The organism is Burkholderia cepacia, assembly GCF_001039005.1.
Classification (GTDB): domain Bacteria; phylum Pseudomonadota; class Gammaproteobacteria; order Burkholderiales; family Burkholderiaceae; genus Burkholderia; species Burkholderia theae.
In genome coordinates, this window is the sequence record NZ_LDWR01000035.1 from 38,486 (window position 1) to 56,398 (window position 17,913).

The following is a 17,913-nucleotide window of genomic DNA, read 5'->3' on the forward strand; positions in this document are numbered from 1 at the left end:
CCGGCGGGAGGCAGCATGAGCACCCCGACCGGCCTGCTCGGGAAGCGCCCGAACCCGTTCGCGGGCACCAACCTGCGCGCGCTCGCGGGCCCAGTCCTCATCTGCATGATCCTGGGGATGATGATCCTGCCGCTGCCGCCGCTGCTGCTGGATCTGCTGTTCACGTTCAACATCGCGCTGTCGGTGATGGTGCTGCTCGTCAGCATGTACACGATGAAGCCGCTCGATTTCGCGGCGTTCCCGAGCGTGCTGCTGTTCTCGACGCTGCTGCGCCTGTCGCTGAACGTCGCGTCGACGCGCGTCGTGCTGCTCGAGGGCCACACGGGCCCCGACGCGGCAGGCCAGGTGATCGAGGCGTTCGGCCACTTCCTGGTCGGCGGCAACTTCGCGGTCGGCATCGTCGTGTTCGTGATCCTGATGATCATCAACTTCATGGTGATCACGAAGGGCGCGGGGCGGATCGCCGAAGTGTCCGCGCGCTTCACGCTCGACGCGATGCCCGGCAAGCAGATGGCGATCGACGCCGACCTGAACGCGGGCCTCATCAACGAGGAACAGGCGCGCAAGCGCCGCCTGGCCGTGTCGCAGGAAGCCGAGTTCTACGGGTCGATGGACGGCGCGTCGAAGTTCGTGCGCGGCGACGCGATCGCCGGCCTGATCATCATGGCGATCAACGTGATCGGCGGGCTGATCGTCGGGATGGTCCAGCACGACATGAGCTTCGCGGCGGCCGGCACGAACTACACGCTGCTGACGATCGGCGACGGCCTCGTCGCGCAGATCCCGTCGCTCGTGATCTCGACCGCGGCCGGCGTGATCGTGTCGCGCGTCGCGACCGACGAGGACATCGGCACGCAGATCACCGGCCAGCTGTTCACGAACCCGCGCGTGCTGATGATCACCGGCGTGATCATCGTGCTGATGGGGCTGATCCCCGGGATGCCGCACTTCGCGTTTCTCGGCCTCGGCGGCGGCGCGATCTGGCTGTCCCGCTCGCTGACGAAGCGCGCGGCGGCCCGCAAGGCGGCCGGCGACGTGACCGACATTGCGCCGCCCGCCGTGCTGCCGTCCGACAGCCACGAGGCGACCTGGGACGACGTGCAGCTGATCGACCCGCTCGGCCTCGAGGTCGGTTACCGGCTGATCCCGCTCGTCGACAGGAACAGCGACGGCGAACTGCTCAAGCGCATCAAGAGCATCCGCAAGAAATTCGCGCAGGAAATCGGCTTCCTGCCGCCGGTGATCCACATCCGCGACAACCTCGAACTGCGGCCGAACGCATACCGGATCGCGCTGAAGGGCGTCGAGATCGGCTTCGGCGAAGTGTTCCCGGGCCAGTGGCTCGCGATCAACCCCGGCCAGGTGACGGCCGCGCTGCCGGGCGCCGTCACGCAGGATCCCGCGTTCGGGCTGCCGGCCGTGTGGATCGACGTCGCGCTGCGCGAACAGGCGCAGGTGTACGGCTACACGGTGGTGGACGCGAGCACGGTCGTCGCGACGCACCTGAACCATCTCGTCGTCCAGCACGCGGCCGAGCTGCTCGGCCGCCAGGAAGTGCAGGCGCTCGTCGAGCGCACCGGCAAGGACGCGCCGTCGCTCGTCGAGGACCTCGTGCCGAAGACGATCTCGCTGACGACGCTGCAGAAGGTGCTGCAGAACCTGCTCGAGGAAGGCGTGCCGATCCGCGACATGCGCACGATCCTCGAGGCCGTGTCCGAACATGCGGGCCGCGGCGACGCGTTCGAGATCACGGCCGCGGTGCGGCTCTCGCTCGGTCGCGCGATCACCCAGCAGTGGTATCCGGGCGCGGGCGAGATGCAGGTGATGGGCCTCGACTCGAATCTCGAGCGCGTGCTGTCGCAGGCGCTCGCCACCGGCGCGAACCCGGGCCTCGAACCCGGCCTCGCGCACAACCTTCTGACCGGCACGCAGCAAGCGATGCTGCGTCAACAGAATCTCGGGCTGCCGCCCGTGCTGCTCGTGCAGCACGCGCTGCGCGCGATGCTCGCGCGTTTCCTGCGCCGCAGCCTGCCGCAATTGAAAGTGCTGTCGTATGCCGAAGTGCCGGACACACGCACGATCAAAGTCGTTAACGTCATCGGGGGTTCCGCTTGAACATTCGCAAATTCACCGGCGCAACGAGCCGCGACGCACTTCGTCTGGTGCGCGAGGCGCTCGGCGCCGACGCGGTCGTGCTGTCGAACCGCACGCTCGATGACGGCAGCGTCGAAATCGTCGCACTCGCCGATTCGGACCTGGCCGCGGTGACGCCGCCAGCTGTCGCGCGGCCGCGAATCGCCGCGCCGCGAATGCAGGAATCCGTGCCGGCCGCCGCGGTTCCGGGCATCGTGTCGCGCCCGGGCGCCACGCTCGCGCGCCCGGCCGTGAATCCGTATGCGGCAGGCGACGGCGGGCTGCCGGACGTGTTCTCGTCGGTGTTCGGCGCGAGTGCCGATGTGGAGGACACGGCGGCGCATCCTTCGACGATCGATGCGGATGTGCCGGCCGCGGTAGCACCGTCGGTCGCCGCACCGGCCGCCGGCCTGCCCGCCGCAGGCGCTTCCGAACCCGCGCCGTGGCTCGTCGAGCACGCGAAACGCCTGACGCAGCAGCGCGACGCACTGATCGCGCGCACCCAGGCCACGCCGGCCGCGCCGCAAGCGAGCGCACCGGCCGAGCAGCGCGCCGCGAGCGCGACGTCGCCCGACTGGGCGCGCGACATCGTGCGCGACGCCGAACGCCGGATCCCGGCCGCCGCCCCCCGCGCGCCGGACCCGAGCGCCGCGCATGCCGCGAAGGCGGCCGAGCGCACGCGCCTGTCGGCCGACGCGGCCGCCGTGGTGGCCGATGCGGTGAAGTCGCGCATCGAGCGGATCGTCAACGACACGGTGATGCACGAGCTCGGCGAACTGCGCGGGATGATGGAAGAGCAGTTCGACAACCTGATGTGGCACGACCGCCAACGTCGCAGCGCCGTGCACGGCGCGCTGACCAAGCACCTGTTCGCGGCCGGTTTTTCCGCGCAGCTCGTGCGGATGCTCGTCGACAATCTGCCGTCCGGCGACGGCGCGCAAACCATCGAACAAGCGGCCGAATGGGCGCAATCGGTGCTCGCGGCGAACCTGCCGGTGCTCGACAGCGAGGACGCGCTGATGGAGCGCGGCGGCGTGTTCGCGCTGATGGGGCCGACGGGCGTCGGCAAGACCACCACCACCGCGAAGCTGGCCGCGCGCTGCGTGATGCGTTTCGGCGCGAGCAAGGTCGCGCTGCTGACCACCGACAGCTACCGGATCGGCGGCCACGAGCAGCTGCGCATCTTCGGCAAGATCCTCGGCGTGCCCGTGCACGCGGTGAAGGATGCGGGCGATCTCGCGCTCGCGCTGTCCGAGCTGCGCAACAAGCACATCGTGCTGATCGACACGATCGGCATGAGCCAGCGCGACCGCGCGGTGTCCGACCAGATCGCGATGCTGCACGGCGCGAACGCGCCGGTGCAGCGCCTGCTGCTGCTCAACGCGACGAGCCACGGCGACACGCTCAACGAAGTCGTGCAGGCGTACCGCAGCGCGGGCGAGCATCCGGACCTCGCCGGCTGCATCCTCACGAAGCTCGACGAGGCGACCCACCTCGGCGGCGTGCTCGACACGGTGATCCGCTACAAGCTGCCGGTCCACTACGTGTCGACCGGCCAGAAGGTGCCGGAGAACCTGTACGTCGCCTCGACCAAATTCCTGCTGAAGAGCGCGTTCTGTGTGCCGCGCGACGGCTCGCCCTTCGTGCCGCAAGACGAGGACATGCCGACGCTGCTTTCCGCACTGACCGCACGTTCCACCGCCGAACTGCACGAGGTGCGATTTGGATAAACGAATCATCGACCAGGCCGAAGGGCTGCGGCGCCTGCTGGCCGGACGCGCGTCGCGCATCGTCGCGGTGACGGGCGGGCCGGCGGGTGTCGGCTGCACGTCCACCATCGTGAATCTGGCGGCGGCGCTCGCATCGCTCGGCAAGGATGTGCTCGTCGTCGACGAGCGCGCCGACGTGCATTCGGCCAGCGCGACGCTGGCGGGCGCGTGGCTGCGCGACGGCGAGCGCACGCGGGTGGCCGCCGGTTTCGGCTTGTGCGCGGCCGCGCGGCTCGCGCGTGCCGGCTACAGCGACGCGCAACTGAGCGATTTGATCGACGGCCCGGCCGACATCGTCCTGGTCGACGCGCAACTCGGCGCCGACGGCTCGTTCTCGGCGCTCGCGCGCGAAGCGCACGACGTGCTGGTCGTCACGCGGGTCGCCGCGCAAGCGATCACCGAGGCGTACGCGTGCATGAAGCGGCTGCATTTCGCGCACGCGTTCGCGCAGTTCCGCGTGCTGACCAATCACGTCGCCAGCCACGCGGACGCGAAGACGGCGTTCGACAACCTCGCGGGCGTCGCGAGCCGCTACCTGACCGTGTCGATCGCCGACGCGGGCTGCGTGGGCGCCGATCCGCTTGTCGAGCACGCGCGCGAACTGATGCATGCCGCGGTCGACGCGTTCCCGTCGTCGCCCGCCGCGCGCGATTACCGGCAGATTGCCGCCGACCTGCTGTACTGGCCGATGCGCCCGCGTTCGGGCGCGGGCCGTGCCGTCCGTACCGGCGGCAAGCCGTCGTACGAGGCGGGCGCGGCACACGCCGCGTGAGCACCACCGGAAGGAGAGAGCCATGATGTACAACGCTCAAGGAAAGATGTCCCAGGCCGACGTGCTCGCGCAATATGCGCCGCTCGTGCGGCGCCTCGGGCTGCAGCTCGTCGCGAAGATGCCGGCGAGCGTCGACCTCGACGACCTGATCCAGGCCGGCATGATCGGCCTGATGGACGCGGCCGGCCGCTACAAGGAAGACCAGGGCGCGCAGTTCGAGACCTACGCGACGCAGCGCATCCGCGGCGCGATGCTCGACGAGCTGCGCAGCAACGACTGGCTGCCGCGCAGCCTGCGCAAGACGTCGCGCGAGGTCGAGCACGCGGTGCACCAGGTCGAGCAGCATCTCGGCCGCTCGGCGAGCGAGACCGAGATCGCGCTGCACCTGAACATGCCGCTCGACGAATATCAGGGGATGCTGCAGGACCTGCACGGCAGCCAGCTCATCTACTACGAGGATTTCGACCGCGCGGCCGACGACGAGCCGTTCCTCGACCGCTATCGCGTCGATCACGCCGATCCGCTGTCGGCGCTGCTCGACGAGCACCTGCGCGAGGCGCTCGTCGAGGCGATCGAGCGGCTGCCGGAACGCGAGAAGCTGCTGATGTCGCTGTACTACGAACGGGGTCTGAATCTGCGCGAGATCGGCGCGGTGCTCGAAGTAAGCGAATCGCGCGTGTGCCAGCTGCACAGCCAGGCGGTCGCGCGCCTGCGCGCGCGGCTGCGCGAACAGGCGTGGGTCGGCGCGGAGTCCTGACCCTTTCTCGACGGCCAAGCGCGCCGACGCCGCGCGCTTGAGCTGCTTGCGCATTTTGCGCGCCGATTTGCTACAATCCTTCCCGTTTTCCGAGGAGCGTTGCGACGGACCGTTCCAGGTCCGCCAGGCTCGGAAGGCTTCACCAAGCAGCCGTGCGGCGCGCGTTTCGCGACCGTCGCGCCGGCTCCGCTTCCTGAACGGCGCTCACGTCACCAATCTAGAAACTTTTTAGAAAGGAGGGCGTGATGAACGCCATTATCGATTCGCAAGCTTCCAAGGATTACGTCGTCGCCGACATGGCGCTGGCCGGCTGGGGCCGCAAGGAACTGAACATCGCCGAGACCGAAATGCCGGGCCTCGTGCAGATCCGCGACGAATACAAGGCACAGCAGCCGCTGAAGGGCGCGCGCATCGCCGGTTCGCTGCACATGACGATTCAGACGGGTGTGCTGATCGAGACGCTGAAGGCGCTCGGCGCGGACGTCCGCTGGGCATCGTGCAACATCTTCTCGACGCAGGACCACGCCGCGGCCGCGATCGTCGAAGCCGGCACGCCGGTGTTCGCGTTCAAGGGCGAATCGCTCGACGAATACTGGGAGTTCTCGCACCGCATCTTCGAATGGCCGAACGGCGAATTCGCGAACATGATCCTGGACGACGGTGGCGACGCAACGCTGCTGCTGATCCTCGGTTCGAAGGCCGAGAAGGACCGTTCGGTGATTTCGAAGCCGACCAACGAGGAAGAAGTCGCGCTGTACAAGTCGATCGCTGCGCACCTCGACGTCGACGCGACCTGGTACTCGAAGCGCCTCGCGCACATCAAGGGCGTGACCGAAGAAACCACGACCGGCGTGCACCGCCTGTACCAGATGGAAAAGGACGGCCGCCTGCCGTTCCCGGCGTTCAACGTGAACGACTCGGTCACGAAGTCGAAGTTCGACAACCTGTACGGCTGCCGTGAATCGCTCGTCGACGGCATCAAGCGCGCGACCGACGTGATGATCGCGGGCAAGGTCGCGGTCGTCGCCGGCTACGGCGACGTGGGCAAGGGCTGCGCGCAGTCGCTGCGCGGCCTCGGCGCGACCGTGTGGGTCACCGAAATCGATCCGATCTGCGCGCTGCAGGCGGCGATGGAAGGCTACCGCGTCGTGACGATGGAATACGCGGCCGACAAGGCCGACATCTTCGTGACGGCCACCGGCAACTTCCACGTGATCGGCCACGATCACATGAAGGCCATGCGCCACAACGCGATCGTCTGCAACATCGGTCACTTCGACTCGGAAATCGACGTCGCGTCGACCCGCCAGTACCAGTGGGAAAACATCAAGCCGCAGGTCGACCACATCATCTTCCCGGACGGCAAGCGCGTGATCCTGCTGGCGGAAGGCCGCCTCGTGAACCTCGGCTGCGCGACCGGCCACCCGTCGTTCGTGATGTCGAACTCGTTCGCGAACCAGACGCTCGCGCAGATCGAGCTGTTCGTGCGCGGCGCCGAGTACGAGAACAAGGTGTACGTGCTGCCGAAGCATCTCGATGAAAAGGTCGCGCGCCTGCACCTCGCGCGCATCGGCGCGAACCTGTCCGTGCTGTCGGACGAACAGGCTTCGTACATCGGCGTGCAGAAGGACGGCCCGTTCAAGCCGAACCACTATCGCTACTGATGCGCCGCCGCCGCCGTGCCGTGCGTGCCCCGCTGCGGGGCGCGCGGTGCGGCGGCGGCCGCTGACCGTACCGAAGATCGACCACCGAACCGGAGCACTCCATGAGCGTCATCCTCACCTGGGTCATCAATGCGCTCGCGCTGCTGATCATCACGTACCTCGTGCCGTCGATCCACATCAAGAGCTTCGGCACCGCGCTGATCGTTGCGGTGGTACTTGGCCTGATCAACACGGTGATCCGTCCGGTGCTGATCCTGCTGACGCTGCCCGTCACGATCGTCACGCTCGGGGTCTTCATCCTCGTCGTGAACGCGCTGTGCTTCTGGTTCGCGTCGTCGCTGCTGAAGGGCTTCGAGGTGTCGGGATTCTGGTCCGCGTTCTTCGGTTCGATTCTGTACAGCATCGTGTCCTGGCTGCTGTCCGCGCTGATCTTCGGCCAGCGCGACATCGGCTGAGGGCGGGAACAGGCCCTAGCCCATCGAATCATGAAACCGATCGAACTTTCGTTTGAATTCTTCCCGCCGAAGACGGCGGACGGCGTCGAAAAGCTGCGTGCGACCCGCGCGCAGCTGCTGCCGCTGAAGCCGAAATTCGTCTCCGTGACGTTCGGCGCCGGCGGCTCGACGCAGCAGGGCACGCTCGATACCGTGCTCGACATGCAGAAGGACGGCCTTGAGGCCGCGCCGCACCTGTCGTGCATCGGCTCGTCGCGCGACAGCCTGCGCGCGATCCTCGACCAGTACCGCTCGCACGGCATCCGGCATATCGTCGCGCTGCGCGGCGACCTGCCGTCGGGGATGGGCGAGGTCGGCGAGCTGCGCTATGCGTCCGAGCTCGTCAGCTTCATCCGTGCCGAGCATGGCGACTGGTTCCACATCGAGGTCGCCGGTTATCCGGAGTACCACCCGCAATCGCGCTCGCCGAAGGCCGATCTCGAGAATTTCGCGCGCAAGGTGAAAGCCGGCGCGAATTCCGCGATCACGCAGTACTTCTTCAACGCCGACGCGTATTTCCGCTTCGTCGACGATGCGCGCAAGCTGGGCGTGGACGTGCCGATCGTGCCGGGCATCATGCCGATCACGAACTTCTCGCAGCTGATGCGCTTCTCCGAAATGTGCGGCGCCGAAGTGCCGCGCTGGGTCGCGCGCCGGCTCGAGAGCTTCGGCGACGATCGCGACGCGATCCGCGCGTTCGGCGCGGACGTCGTCACCGATCTGTGCCGGCGCCTGATCGACGCGGGCGTGCCGGGGCTGCACTTCTACACGCTGAACGCAGCGGCCGCGACGCGGACGATCTGCGAACGGCTCGACGTGTAAGCGCCGCCGCACGTTTCGTCTGTGCAAAAGCCCCGCCGGTTTCGCCGGCGGGGCTTTTTTTTCGATGCTGATGCCGATGGCGCCGGTATCAGCGCTGCGCCTGCATCAGCGGCGGGCGGCGGTCGAACCACGGCCGCGCCTGTTCGAGCTGCCGCGCGAGCCTGAGCAGCAATTCGTCGTCGCTGTGGCGCGCGGCGAACTGCACGCCGATCGGCAGCCCGCGCGCGTTCCAGTAGAGCGGCACCGACATCGCCGGCTGGCCGGTCAGGTTGAACAGCTCGGTGCAGCCGGCCCACGTGAACGCCTTGTTCGACGCCTTCGCGAGCATTTCCTTCAGCAGCGGCTTGACCGGCAGCGCGGCGAGCAGCTTCATCTGCGCCGATTCGAACGGCGTCGGCAGCAATTCGCCGATCTTCACCGGCGGGCCCGCGAGCGACGCGCACAGAATCGCGTCGTAGCGCGACACGAGGCCCGAGACCTGCACGGTGAGCTGGCGCTGCCACTCGAGCACGTCCGTCAGGCGCGTGCGCGCGAGGCGCCGGCCGATCACGGCCATCGCCCAGGTCGCGGCTTCGAATTCGCCGCGCCGCGGCGTGCGGCCGGTCAGCTCGCGCGCGCCGAGCACCATCTCCTCGGCGATCGTCGCCCACAGCGTGAGGAAGGTTTCGGCCGCGCGCGCGTAGTCGACGCGCAGCGTCGCCGGCTCGACATGGTGGCCGAGCGATTCGAGCAGCGCGGCCGCATCGTCGAGCGCCGCGCGCGTGTCGTCGGCCAGCGCCGGCGCGAGCATCGGATCGACGACGAGGCCGATCCGCAGGGGGCCGGGCGGCGTGTCGAGCGCGCCGAGGAACGTGCCGGGCGCGCCGTGCGGCAGCGTCTGGCCGGTCGTCACGTCGAGCAGCAGCGCGCTGTCGCGCACGCTGCGCGAGACCGCATGCTGGACGACGAGCTCGCCGTTCGACGGCAGGTCGACGAGCACCGGGTTGCGGCTCGGCTTCAGGCCGAACAGCCCGCAGCACGACGCCGGAATGCGGATCGAGCCGCCGCCGTCGGACGCATGCGCGAGCGGCACGATACCGGCCGCGACCGCCGCCGCCGCGCCGCCGCTCGAGCCGCCGGGCGTGTGATCGAGATTCCACGGGTTGCGGCATGCGCCGAACAGTACGGGTTCCGTGTACGGCATCTGGCCGATCTCCGACGTGTTGGTCTTGCCGAACACGTTGAGGCCCGCCGCGCGGCTGCGCGCGATCACCGGCGAATCGTCGCCGGGCACGAAATAACGGTAGTGCCGGCTACCCATCGACAGCGGCAGCCCGGCGACCGCCGCGCCGAGATCCTTGACGAGATACGGCACGCCCGCGAACGGCGCGTCGGCGCCGCCATCGGGCGCCGCGGCCGTACGCTGGCGCGCGGCTTCGTAGTCCTGCAGCACGATCGCGTTGATCGCGCCGTTGACCGCTTCGGCCTGACCGATCGCGGCGTCGAGCAGTTCGCGCGGGCTCGCCTTGCGTTCGCGCACGAGTGCGGCGAGGCCGATCGCGTCATGCGCGAGATAGTCCGAGTGCATCGCTGTCACCCCCGTTGTGACGCGTGGCAATGATGGGAGCATAACGCGGGCCCGGCGCGATGGGCCCGCGGCTGGCCGTTCTTACAGATGCTCGGCGAGGAACGTCAGCGTGCGGCCGTGCGCGAGCGCCGACGCGCGCTGGTTGTACGACGCGCGGTCCGTGCAGTTGAAGCCGTGCTCGGCATCCGGATACACGTGGAACGAAGCGTGGCCGTGATCGGCGAACGCGGCCTTGACCTGGTCGACGGCCGTGAGCGGGATCCCGTGGTCGTTTTCCGCGTAGTGGAACAGGATCGGCTGCGTGACCTTGCCGGCGAGATCGAGCGCGTTCTGGATGCCGCCGCCGTAGTAGGCGACCGCCGCGTCGATCTTGCCGGTCGCGGCCGCGCGGTACGCGAGCTGGCCGCCGAAGCAGTAGCCGATCGCGGCGATCTTGCCGGCCACTTCGGGGCGCGCGCGCAATGCGTCGGCCGCCGCGCCGATGTCCGCGACCGCGAGGCCCACGTCGGTCTTCTTCATCAACTCGATGCCTTTGTCGCGATCCGCGCCTTCGTAGGTCAGCTCGACGCGCGGCTGGGTACGCCAGAACACGTCCGGCGCGAGCGCGACGTAACCGTCGGACGCGTACTGGTCGGCGACCGCGCGGATGTGCGAGTTCACGCCGAAGATCTCCTGGATGATGATGACGGCAGGGCCCGTGCCGTGCTTGGGCAGCGCGAGATAACCACCGAAGCTGTCGTTACCGGTCGGGATGTCGATCCATTGTGCAGTCACGTTTTGAACTCCTGGCGAACGGGGTGCGTCGTGCGCGCCCCGGGGTGAAAGAGGGCGGCCTAGTGTGCCACCAATCGTGCGGCGGTGCAGGGCGCGCGCCCGCTTCTCGCGCAGCGATCGTTTCGATCTCGATTATTCATTTTTCGGCGGTGCGTCGCTTCGATAGAGTCGATGTGTCGGCCTTTACAAAGCGCTTTCGCGCATCGTCATCGAAGGATTCGCCATGTCTGCCCGTCTGTTCTCCACGCCCTTTTCCGAACGCTTCGGCCTGCGCCTGCCGCTCGTGCAGGCGCCGATGGTCGGCGCGACCACGACCGCGATGGTCGCCGCCGCATCGAACGCCGGTGCGCTCGGCAGCCTCGGCGCCGGCGCGTTCGCGCCCGAGCGTCTCGCGACCGAAGTCGAAGCCATCCGCGCGGCGACCGATCGCCCGTTCGCGGTCAACCTGTTCGTGTTGCCGGACGCCGTGCCCGATGCGGCCACCGTCGCGCGCGCACTGGCGGCGATCGATCCGCTGAACGCGACGCTCGGGCTGCCGCCGGGCGTCGCGCCCGCACATTACGCACCCGACTTCCGCGCACAGCTCGATGCGCTGGTAGCGTTGCGCGTGCCGGTCGCGAGCTTCACGTTCGGCGTGCTCGACGTGGCCGACGTCGCGCGCGTGAAGGCTGCCGGCACCTACGTGATCGGCACCGCGACGCACGTGGCCGAAGGGCTCGCGTGGCAGGCAGCCGGCGCGGATGCGCTGTCCGCGCAGGGGGCTGAAGCGGGCGGCCATCGCGGCACCTTCATCGGCTCCGTCGACGACGCGCTGATCGGCACGATCGCGCTCGTGCCGCAGCTCGTCGATGCGACCGGCCTGCCGGTGCTCGCCGCGGGCGGCATCATGGACGGCCGCGGGATCGCGGCCGCGCTCGCGCTCGGCGCGCAGGGCGCGCAGCTCGGCACGGCGTTCCTCACCTGCACGGAAAGCGCGATCGCGGCGGACTGGAAGGCGCGCCTCCTCGCCAGCGCCGACACGTCGACACAGGTCACGCGCGCGATCACCGGGCGCCACGCGCGCGGGCTGCGCAACACGCTGATGGCGTGGCTCGGCGAACGCGTGGCCGATGCGGCGCCGTACCCGGTTCAGAACGCATTGACGCAGCCGCTGCGCCAGGCCGCCGCGCGCGCGAACGACGGCGACTACCTGTCGCTGTGGGCAGGCCAGGGCGCGCCGCTCGCGCGGCGGCGCGGCGAGACGCTGACGACGTCGCAGCTCGTCGCTGCGCTGGACGCCGAATGGCGTGCGTCGGCCGCCTGAACGATTCGTTCTGTCGACCGCCCGAACGGTCATATCGGACGACGAAACGCGCGTGCTGTCACGCGCGTTTCATTCAATGATCCCGTGCACAAAATACCGAATCGAAATGACACGGGAATGCTTTGAAACCACCTTTCAGCGGGAACCCGGGAATTAGCGGAAACCCTTATCAGGCGGGGCTCGCGGCGATATTCGAGTAGTCATTCCAGAGTGTGTATATCAGTAGTGTTACCACTACCCCAAAAAAGTCCCACAAATTAATTTGATCACCTACACTTGCGCGCAAGTACGGGCGGGTGGCTGCTAAAAGCGGCTGTTTTCACGTGCTTGAGGCCAAGTGCATGAACGATGCAACCGGCGAATCGTCCAGTGATTGCAAACACAAGGATGGCAGCGGGGCACCGGGCGATGGCGTTTATTGGGACCGAAACTGGAGACTTACATGAATATCAAAATGCAGAAGCTGTTGCCGATCACCGCTGCGGCGATGCTGTGCGTTGCAGCTGCAAGCAACGCGGCCGCCGATCAAGTCGTCAAGATCGGCCACGTCGCGCCCTTGACGGGCGGCATTGCACACCTGGGCAAGGACAACGAAAACGGTGCACGTCTCGCAGTCGAGGAGATCAACGCCAAGGGTCTCACGATCGGCGGCCAGAAGATTACGCTGCAACTCGACGCGCAGGATGACGCGGCCGACCCGCGGCAGGCTACGCAGGTTGCGCAGAAGCTCGTCGACGACAAGGTCGTCGCGGTGGTCGGCCACCTGAACTCGGGCACGTCGATCCCGGCCTCGAAGATCTACAGCGATGCGGGCATCGTGCAGATCTCGCCGTCGGCGACCAACCCGGCCTACACGCAGCAAGGCTTCAAGACCACGTACCGCGTGGTGGCGACCGATGCGCAGCAGGGCCCGGCACTCGCGAACTACGCGCACTCGAAGGGCATCAAGAGCGTGGCGGTGGTCGACGATTCGACCGCATACGGCCAGGGTCTCGCGAACGAGTTCGAGAAGAAGGCCAAGGCGCTCGGCCTGAACGTGATGTCGCACGACGCGACCAACGACAAGGCAGTCGACTTCCGCGCGATTCTGACGAAGATCAAGGGCGAAAACCCGGACGCGATCATGTACGGCGGCATGGACGCCACGGGCGGCCCGTTCGCGAAGCAGGCGAAGCAGCTCGGCCTGCGCGCGAAGATCCTCGCGGGCGACGGCGTGTGCACGGAAAAGCTGGCCGACCTGGCCGGCGACGCGACCGACAACATCGTGTGTTCGGAAGCCGGTGCCTCGCTCGAGAAGATGCCGGGCGGCGGCGCGTTCAAGGCGAAGTACGAGAAGCGCTTCGGCCAGCCGATCCAGATCTACGCACCGTTCACGTATGACGCCGTGTACATCATCGTCGATGCGATGAAGCGCTCGAACTCGGCGGATCCGGCGAAGATCCTCGGGGCGATGCCGGCGACGAACTACACGGGCGTGATCGGCAACACGACCTTCGATTCGAAGGGCGATCTGAAACACGGCGTGATCTCGCTGTACAACTACAAGAGCGGCAAGAAGTCGCTGCTCGACGAAGTGAAGATGTAACGCAAAAAGCGGCCGACAGTAGGGGTGAAAGCGCGCATGCGGCAACGCATGCGCGCTTTCTTTTTGGCCGGCGTGCGCCGTGCCGTCAGATCTTCAGGTGCGCGAGCACCTTCGGCGCGACGGCCGCGACGAGCGCCGCGCACAGCGCGACGACCGACAGGCCGATGGTCAGGTTCGCGGCCTGCGCGACCGCGCCGATCACGACCGGACCGAACAGCAGTCCGAAATACGCGAGCCCCGCCACATGCGCGAGCCCTTCGGCCGCGTGGATGCCCTTCACGCGCGCGGCGGCCGCGAACAGCACGGGCATCATGTTCGCGAGGCCGAGGCCCATCAGCGTGAAGCCGGTCAGCACCGCGGCCGGATACGGCAGCAGCAGCGCGCCGATCATCCCCGCGCACGCGAGCGACGCGCTCGCGAACACGAGCTGCGGCGCGCCGAAGCGGGCGCGCACGGCGTCGCCCGCGAAGCGCGCGATGGCCATCCCGCCCGAGAATGCCGCGTACGCGGCGCTCGCGAGCGCCGGGCTCGCCGCGACGACGTCGCGCATGTAGACCGTCGCCCAGTCGTACATCGCGCCTTCGGCGATCAGCGCGACGAGCGCGATGCCGCCGAGCATCCACAACGCGGGCGAGCGCCAGCGGTTGCCGCCGCCGTGCGCGTGTTCGTGGTGCGGCACATGCGGCAGCACGGCCGGGCTCGCGACCACGAGCACCGCCGCGCTCGCCGCCGCCGCGAGCGCGAGATGCACGGCCGGCGCCATGCCGGCCGACAGCAGCGCGCCGCCGGCCGCCGCGCCCGACATCCCGCCGATGCTGAACATGCCGTGCAGCGACGACATGATCGGCTTGCCGAGCGCGATCTCGACCGCGCTGGCCTCGGCGTTCATCGCGACGTCGAGCGTCGCCATCGAGAAGCCGAACAGCGCGAGCACGGCGAGCAGCATCCAGTAGTCGGGCACGACGAGGATCAGCGCCGCGCACGCGGACATCACGAGCCCGCCCGCGAGGCACGCGGTGCGCGAGCCGACGCGCGTGATCCAGCGCGCGATGGTCAGCATCGCGGCGATCGAGCCGCCGGCGACCGCGAACAGCGCGATCGACAGCATCCCGGGGCTCAGCGCGAACTTGTCGCGCACGGTCGGCACGTGCACGCCCCATGACGCGTACATCATGCCGGCGACGAAGAACAGCGCCATCGACGCGGTGCGCGCCCGCTGGCGGGCCGGGAGCGACAGCACGCGATGCGCGTCGGGCGGCGCGGCGAACGGGGACGACGATTCGGGGGAAGCGGATTCGGACACGGGGAGGCTCGTCAAAAAATGCGCGGACGCATGCGGCGTCCGTCGGAATCGTCCGATTCTATCGAACCGCTTACGATCCTGCCGGGCGATGTCCGTTCGGCCGATGGCCGGGGCGGGCTGCATCGGCCGTTCGACCGATGCGCGATGCGCAGCGCCCGCGGGTAACATCGAAGCACACGCGGCGGGCCCGGCTCGCCGTCCTTCGACCGCAGGAGTCCTCTTGAACATCGATCCCGCCTTCGCCCTGCACCTGCTGCACCGCTGCGCGCTCGGCACGCTCGCCACCCATGCGCGCGATCCGCAGGGCTTCCCCTATCCGACCGTCGTCCCGTTCGCGCCCGATGCAAGCCATCGGCCCGTGATCCTCGTGAGCGGCCTTGCCGAGCACACGCGCAATCTCGCCGCCGATCCGCGCGCGGGCTTCCTCGTCGTCGACGCACCCGGCGGCGACGTGCTGAACGCCGAGCGCGCGACGCTGCTCGGCCGGTTCGTACCGCTCGGCGACGATCCGCATGTGAGCGCGCGCTACCGGCGCTACGAGCCGGACGCCGCGCGCTATCTTGCGCTCGGCGATTTCACGTTCTGGGCGCTCGACATCGAGCGGCTGCGCTATATCGGCGGCTTCGGGCGCATGGGCTGGGTCGACGGCACCCTTCTCGATGCGCTGCCGCCGCTCGCTTTCGACGAGGAACAGGCGCTGTGGGACGCATACGATGCCGGCGATGCGCGTCGCGACGGGCTCGAATTGCTCGGCGTCGATCGCCATGGCGCCGATTGGCGATGCGACGGCCGCCGCGTGCGCACGCCATTCGATGCGCCGTCGGCCGATACCGGCGCGCTGCGCGACCGGCTGATCGCGTGCGCTCGGGATGTGGCGTGACGTCGCGGGTGCCGATTTGTCCGTTTAGCAAAACGTGCCGTCCGATTTTTGCAAAGCTGTCGTCCTATGAAAGCTTTGATTTTTCGAATGCAGGGTAATTGCGTATGTTGATAGGCCGAATTGACAATCGCTAATGTCCTAATCTCTGTGTAGAGACGTAAAAATTTGAGAAATGGCCGCGGCCGGTCAAAATGACATGTGCGAAATTCAATTGGCCTCGGGATTTTCATGAATCTCGCTTCTATCAAATCTTTTTTGTGCTAATCTCTGCCTTCGAAAATCCGAGGCACATATATTTCATGAATGGTGAGCTGGCTGCAGACCGGCGCCATTGGTCAGATAGAAAGGGAAACTATGTCTTCTTACAAGGACCTGCTGGCCCAGCGGGAGAAGCTGGAGAAGCAAATCGAAGAAGCGAAGTCGCGTGAATACGCTGAAGTGCTGAATGACGTGAAGCAGAAAATTGCCGACTATGGCTTTTCGCTCGCCGATCTCGGTCTCAGCCGCGCGAAGGCAGGTAAGGTTGGCCGTCCGCGCGCAGGCGTGGCCGCGAAATACCGCGATCCGGAAACGGGCGCGACGTGGTCGGGCCGCGGCAAGCCGCCGCGCTGGATTGCTGGCAAGAACCGCGAACAGTTTGCGATTTAAACGTTTGTTTAAGTCGTCTGTTCTTCAAAAGAGCCGCGTGTCCGTTCAGGAGCGCGGCTTTTTTGTTTCCGGGCGCTGGCAGGCACTCGGACATTGTCATAAAAATGTAAGAATGGCGTGTGAATGAAAATACGACACGTTCGCATAAGCGGTTGATTTAAATGAGAAATTTGTGGGTATTGGACGGGTTCGCGACGCGCCTTTGATAGAATTGCGTATCGCACACCGATATCTCATATTTCATGTCCACGTTTTCCGGCGACGCTCAGAGCGCAGATAAGCACGCGGTTGCGCGCAAGAGCACACTCGTCAGTATTGTTCTGAATGTCGTACTTGCGACATTTCAGATCGTCGTCGGCACGATTGCGCATTCGCAGGCATTGATTGCCGACGGTGTGCATTCGATATCCGATTTGATCTCGGATTTTGTCGTGCTGGTTGCGAATCGGCATAGCGGTGCATCGCCCGATGCCGACCACAATTACGGACACAGTCGCTACGAGACGGTCGCGTCGCTGTTTCTCGGCGCGATCCTGATTGCGGTCGGGATCGGCATGCTCTGGCGGGCCGGCGACCGGCTCGTTAATCTCGAAAACATTCCGGCCGTGCATTTTTCCGCGCTGATCGTTGCGCTGACGGTGCTCGTGTCGAAAGAGGCGCTGTTTCGCTACATGCTGCGCGAGGCGCGGCGCGTGCGTTCGGCGATGCTCGTCGCGAACGCATGGCACGCGCGTTCGGATGCCGCGTCGTCGCTCGTCGTCGCGATCGGCATCGTCGGCAGCCTGGCCGGCGTGCGGCTGCTCGACCCGATCGCGGCCGCGATCGTCGGCTTCATGGTCGCGCGCATGGGCTGGACGTTCGGTTATGACGCGTTGCAGGACCTGTCCGACCGCGCGCTCGATACGGCCGACACGACCGAGATTCGCGCGTTGCTCGCGGCGACGCCCGGCGTGCGCGACGTGCACGACCTGCGCACGCGCAAGATGGGCGACGCCGCGCTCGTCGATGCGCACATCCTCGTCGATCCGAAGATCTCCGTCTCCGAAGGGCATTACATCGCCGAGACCGCGCGTGCACGCGTGCTGTCCGACCCGCGCGTGCTTGACGCGCTGATCCATGTCGACCCGGAGAACGATGCGGCGCGCCGTCCGGCGCTCGCGCTGCCGCCGCGCGGCGAGATCGCGGCACGGCTCGAGGCCGCGCTCGCGCAGCGCGGGCTGCGTGCGGCGGCGATCAACCTGCATTACCTGAGTACGGGGCTCGAGATCGACGTGACGCTCGCCAGCGATCCGCACGACACCGATGCGGCGCTGGGCGGCCGGCTCGACGTCGCCGCGCTGGAGCGCGAGTTCGGCGCGCGCCGGATCGGTTTCACGCGCGCGATGCCCGTGCAGGCGTAACAGGGCCGCCGAGAACGGTCACTGCGACCGGGAGCCGGCCGC

Annotated in this window: 15 protein-coding genes and 1 riboswitch; of the genes, 12 read left to right on the forward strand and 3 right to left on the reverse strand. The window is 67.4% G+C overall.

Translation table 11 applies throughout. The features are described from left to right. Positions 1–15: 15 nt before the first annotated feature. The 7 genes from flhA (at position 16) to metF (ending at position 8,411) form a co-directional block, all read left to right on the forward strand. The gene (gene flhA / locus VL15_RS20445) at positions 16–2,115 is read left to right on the forward strand and encodes a flagellar biosynthesis protein FlhA (RefSeq protein WP_048248128.1); all 2,100 of its coding nucleotides are present in this window, start codon (positions 16–18) and stop codon (positions 2,113–2,115) included. Continuing rightward, positions 2,112–3,863: a flagellar biosynthesis protein FlhF gene (gene flhF, locus VL15_RS20450; RefSeq protein WP_048248129.1), complete on the forward strand. Its 1,752-nt coding sequence runs from the start codon at positions 2,112–2,114 to the stop codon at positions 3,861–3,863. Before flhA ends, flhF begins: the two co-directional genes overlap by 4 nt. Continuing rightward, entirely contained in the window at positions 3,856–4,674 is an 819-nt protein-coding gene (locus VL15_RS20455) for a flagellar biosynthesis protein FlhG (RefSeq protein WP_048248130.1), read from the forward strand. Before flhF ends, VL15_RS20455 begins: the two co-directional genes overlap by 8 nt. 22 nt (positions 4,675–4,696) lie before the next feature. Beyond that, the gene (locus VL15_RS20460; protein WP_034183990.1) at positions 4,697–5,431 is read left to right on the forward strand and encodes an RNA polymerase sigma factor FliA; all 735 of its coding nucleotides are present in this window, start codon (positions 4,697–4,699) and stop codon (positions 5,429–5,431) included. 85 nt (positions 5,432–5,516) lie between these two features. Continuing rightward, positions 5,517–5,644: riboswitch (S-adenosyl-L-homocysteine riboswitch) on the forward strand. Between the two features lie 32 nt (positions 5,645–5,676). Continuing rightward, positions 5,677–7,095 carry an adenosylhomocysteinase gene (ahcY, locus tag VL15_RS20465; protein ID WP_048248131.1) on the forward strand — a complete coding sequence of 473 codons (1,419 nt, stop codon included), beginning with the start codon at positions 5,677–5,679 and terminating at the stop codon, positions 7,093–7,095. Positions 7,096–7,196: 101 nt separating this feature from the next. Continuing rightward, positions 7,197–7,550 (forward strand): phage holin family protein, encoded by a 354-nt coding sequence (locus tag VL15_RS20470; protein WP_011882923.1) that lies wholly within the window; start codon positions 7,197–7,199, stop codon positions 7,548–7,550. Between the two features lie 30 nt (positions 7,551–7,580). Beyond that, positions 7,581–8,411: a methylenetetrahydrofolate reductase [NAD(P)H] gene (gene metF, locus VL15_RS20475; protein WP_048248132.1), complete on the forward strand. Its 831-nt coding sequence runs from the start codon at positions 7,581–7,583 to the stop codon at positions 8,409–8,411. Between the two features lie 88 nt (positions 8,412–8,499). Here the strand turns inward: metF and VL15_RS20480 are convergent, their stop codons facing one another. Both VL15_RS20480 and VL15_RS20485 read right to left on the reverse strand, forming a co-directional pair. Further along, positions 8,500–9,978: an amidase gene (locus tag VL15_RS20480; RefSeq protein WP_048248133.1), complete on the reverse strand. Its 1,479-nt coding sequence runs from the start codon at positions 9,976–9,978 to the stop codon at positions 8,500–8,502. Positions 9,979–10,059: 81 nt separating this feature from the next. Then, on the reverse strand, positions 10,060–10,752 hold the full coding sequence (locus VL15_RS20485) for a dienelactone hydrolase family protein (RefSeq protein WP_048248134.1): 693 nt from the start codon (positions 10,750–10,752) through the stop codon (positions 10,060–10,062). A 223-nt stretch (positions 10,753–10,975) separates the two neighbouring features. Between VL15_RS20485 and VL15_RS20490 the strand changes: the two genes are divergently transcribed. Continuing rightward, the gene (locus tag VL15_RS20490; RefSeq protein ID WP_048248135.1) at positions 10,976–12,055 is read left to right on the forward strand and encodes an NAD(P)H-dependent flavin oxidoreductase; all 1,080 of its coding nucleotides are present in this window, start codon (positions 10,976–10,978) and stop codon (positions 12,053–12,055) included. A gap of 442 nt (positions 12,056–12,497) precedes the next feature. Beyond that, a complete protein-coding gene (locus VL15_RS20495; RefSeq protein ID WP_048248136.1) occupies positions 12,498–13,640 on the forward strand; it encodes a branched-chain amino acid ABC transporter substrate-binding protein in 1,143 nt (380 codons plus the stop codon). Between the two features lie 85 nt (positions 13,641–13,725). Here the strand turns inward: VL15_RS20495 and VL15_RS20500 are convergent, their stop codons facing one another. Next, positions 13,726–14,943, reverse strand: coding sequence for an MFS transporter (locus tag VL15_RS20500; protein WP_048248137.1), 1,218 nt, complete (start codon positions 14,941–14,943; stop codon positions 13,726–13,728). Positions 14,944–15,163: 220 nt separating this feature from the next. On the opposite strand from VL15_RS20500, the gene VL15_RS20505 reads away from it, so the two are divergent. The 3 genes from VL15_RS20505 (at position 15,164) to VL15_RS20515 (ending at position 17,871) form a co-directional block, all read left to right on the forward strand. Beyond that, positions 15,164–15,823, forward strand: coding sequence for a HugZ family protein (locus tag VL15_RS20505; protein WP_048248138.1), 660 nt, complete (start codon positions 15,164–15,166; stop codon positions 15,821–15,823). Positions 15,824–16,177: 354 nt separating this feature from the next. Further along, positions 16,178–16,471, forward strand: coding sequence for an H-NS family nucleoid-associated regulatory protein (locus tag VL15_RS20510; RefSeq protein WP_039324408.1), 294 nt, complete (start codon positions 16,178–16,180; stop codon positions 16,469–16,471). A 242-nt stretch (positions 16,472–16,713) separates the two neighbouring features. Then, positions 16,714–17,871: a cation diffusion facilitator family transporter gene (locus tag VL15_RS20515; protein ID WP_048248139.1), complete on the forward strand. Its 1,158-nt coding sequence runs from the start codon at positions 16,714–16,716 to the stop codon at positions 17,869–17,871. The last annotated feature ends 42 nt before the right edge of the window (positions 17,872–17,913 follow it).